The sequence below is a fragment of the Hyalangium sp. genome, from assembly GCF_035629615.1.
Classification (GTDB): domain Bacteria; phylum Myxococcota; class Myxococcia; order Myxococcales; family Myxococcaceae; genus Hyalangium.
The window spans coordinates 1-2,496 of record NZ_DASPHO010000274.1; the positions used below are offsets into that span (position 1 = coordinate 1).

A 2,496-nucleotide genomic window follows, 5' to 3' on the forward strand; every position below is an offset into this window, starting at 1 on the left:
CACTGGCTGGAGCTTGTCCTCCGTGTCGTGCATCGCTTCCGAGGCCGTAGGCGAGCCAGCCGTGCGCTCCTCGCACCCCTTGCAGCTCCACGGCGTCGCCAGAGACAGGAGGAGCAATGGGACGAGGAGGGCTCGCCCCGCTTCGGGGCGCGTCGCTCTCATGGCTTTCTCTTTCCGCGGTTGCGGGTCGAACGCCGCGGTCTGGCGAATGGAGGCCGGGGCCCTGACGGTTCGTCACGAGGAACCTCCATCCTACCTCAGCGCGCCGACGGAGGCCTGGAGAGCACCCTCCGCCGCACCGCGTCGAGGCCGAGAGGCTGTTCTGGTTGGGCACAACCATGCGCTGGATCGCCCCCGCCTCGAAAGACACCGACACCGCCACGCTGGAGAAGCAGCTCTGGGCCGCCGGCGACGAGCTTCGCGCCAACAGTGGACTGAAACCCGCGCAGTACAATCAGCCCGTCCTCGGGCTCATCTTCCTCCGCTTCGTCGATGCGAAGTTCGCGGCGCGCCGGGCCCAGTTGGAGAAGGGCGCGACCGGGCGGTGCGGCTCGCGCGTCGATGACGCGTAGCCCTCAATGCAAGGGGGCGGATCCTGCGGGTCGCAAGGAACCCTGCACAGCCAGGCGTCGCAGCTCCATCCGCAGAAGAAGCCCGCGGGACACGCCGCTGCGTCTCCCAGCTGACAGGGCCGGGCACACCACCCCTCATGAATACCGCCGCATAGCAACCCCAGTGCACAGGCCCTTCGCGGGTCTCCGGTAACCTCTGCCTCGGGGCCGGACGAAGTCCGGTGACCCACTAGAAAGAAATAAGGGGTCGATCAGGCAGGAGAGGTGGAGACGATCTTCAGAAAGCGCAGCGTTTCGATCGCGGGGTGCGCGATCCTTGGTGCACAGGGGCGATCAGGCGAGCGCGGGTCGGATCAGCATCGCTGTCGATGGCTCTTCCTGGTCCCTTGCTCGACCTCCGGACGCCCGATGGGTGTACGTGGCACCAACTTCCGCTCTGCCGCTGGGCTCCTGAACAAGAGAGTGCCTCATTCTCTGCTGCGGGCGGCAAGCCGCACTCGTCATGACCATAGGCGGAAGTTACGGCGATCGTTGGAGCGCGGGATTCGTTCCCGCGCTTCGTCGCGATCGGCGGGATCGAAATCCCTCGTTATTGGAAGATCGTTTCCACTTGGTGATCCTGCGCAACGTTACAGATGAAGACCTCCCGATCTTCTTCGAGCACCAACGGGACGCAGTCGCGCTGCGCATGGCCGCATTCCCGTCGCGGGAACGCGATGCCTTCCTGACCCACTGGCGCACGAAGGTTCTCCGCCCCGAAAACGTGACCCGCACCATCGTCGTTGGCGGCTTGGTCGCTGGGTACATCGGCAGTTGGGAACAGGACGGCAAGCGCTTCGTCGCCTATTGGATTGGTCGCGAGCACTGGGGCAAGGGCATCGCGACACGGGCGCTCTCGGAGTTCCTCGTGCTCGAGCCGATTCGTCCGCTCCATGCGTGGGTCGCTGTCCACAACGTCGGGTCGATCCGCGTCCTCGAGAAGTGTGGCTTCCGGACGGTGGCCCAGGAGAACCAGCAGCACGCGGACGGAGTTGCTGAGGTACTCATGACGCTTGGTCCGAAGTAGTATGATCCGGGTACCCGCAGGACGCAGGCCGGTTCCCAGCGCACCGCGTCCTTAAGCAACTTCCCTGAAGGGGGGTAGGCGGAGGTCCAGTACCGTCCTCGAGCAGCTCGGCACGGCCCTGGGAGAAGGACAGGACGGCAGCACCTCGACATGGGCCGGACCCCTCGGCGCCGCCTTCAGGATGCCGCCCAGAAGGGCCCAGAAGGCTCGCGCAGGGGCTTCGAGCCCTCCCTGGCAGCAGTAGCCGCTCCGGACGTTCCGAGGCTCAGAGAGTGCTCCACAACTCCAGGCCATCTGGCACTGGCTGAACCTCAATAGTTCAGGGTGTTTATGTGTGCCCTGTGGGGTGCGCCAGAAGCAGTCACTTGTGGCGCACGCCGCGCTCCACGGCGCCAACCTGCGCGCCCGTGTTCCTAGGCCCCTGAGACTGCGGGGCTGTCGGCGTCGCTGCTGCGCGAGCTCGCCGGGCCAGAGCGACCGCAGCTAGGTGGGAACCGCGCGAACTCGGCTCATCCATGCACGGACCGGCGTTGGGCTGCTGCGCGGCCCCAACATTGACGACCGCGGAGAACCCCACCGACCTAACAGTCGGTGGGCGCCGTGCTCCCCGTGCGGCGAGTCTCGCCCGGCGCCCGTGGCAGGTGCGGCGCGGGGCGAGCTGCCATCCGACTGCGTCAGAGGTCAGTCACTTCTGGCGCATCCGGCTCATCACGTCTCCGAGCAACGAGGTGGACCCCCGGCTCATCACGTCTCCGAGCAACGAGGTGGACCCCCGGCTCATCACGTCTCCGAGCAACGAGGTGGACCCCCGGCTCAACGCGTCTCCGAGCAACGAGGTGGACCCCCGGCTCAACGCGT

The 2,496-nt window shown here is 66.5% G+C and carries 2 protein-coding genes; both read left to right on the plus strand.

Annotated features, from left to right (window positions below):
- Positions 1-338: 338 nt before the first annotated feature.
- A complete protein-coding gene (locus VD972_RS13950; RefSeq protein ID WP_324986650.1) occupies positions 339-572 on the plus strand; it encodes a type I restriction-modification system subunit M N-terminal domain-containing protein in 234 nt (77 codons plus the stop codon).
- A 613-nt stretch (positions 573-1,185) separates the two neighbouring features.
- A complete protein-coding gene (locus VD972_RS13955) occupies positions 1,186-1,638 on the plus strand; it encodes a GNAT family N-acetyltransferase (protein ID WP_324986654.1) in 453 nt (150 codons plus the stop codon).
- Positions 1,639-2,496 lie beyond the last annotated feature (858 nt).

Excerpts from the sequence above, each read along its gene's own strand:
- VD972_RS13950 (WP_324986650.1), top strand. The coding sequence starts at position 339 with ATGCGCTGGATCGCCCCCGCCTCGAAAGACACCGACACCGCCACGCTG.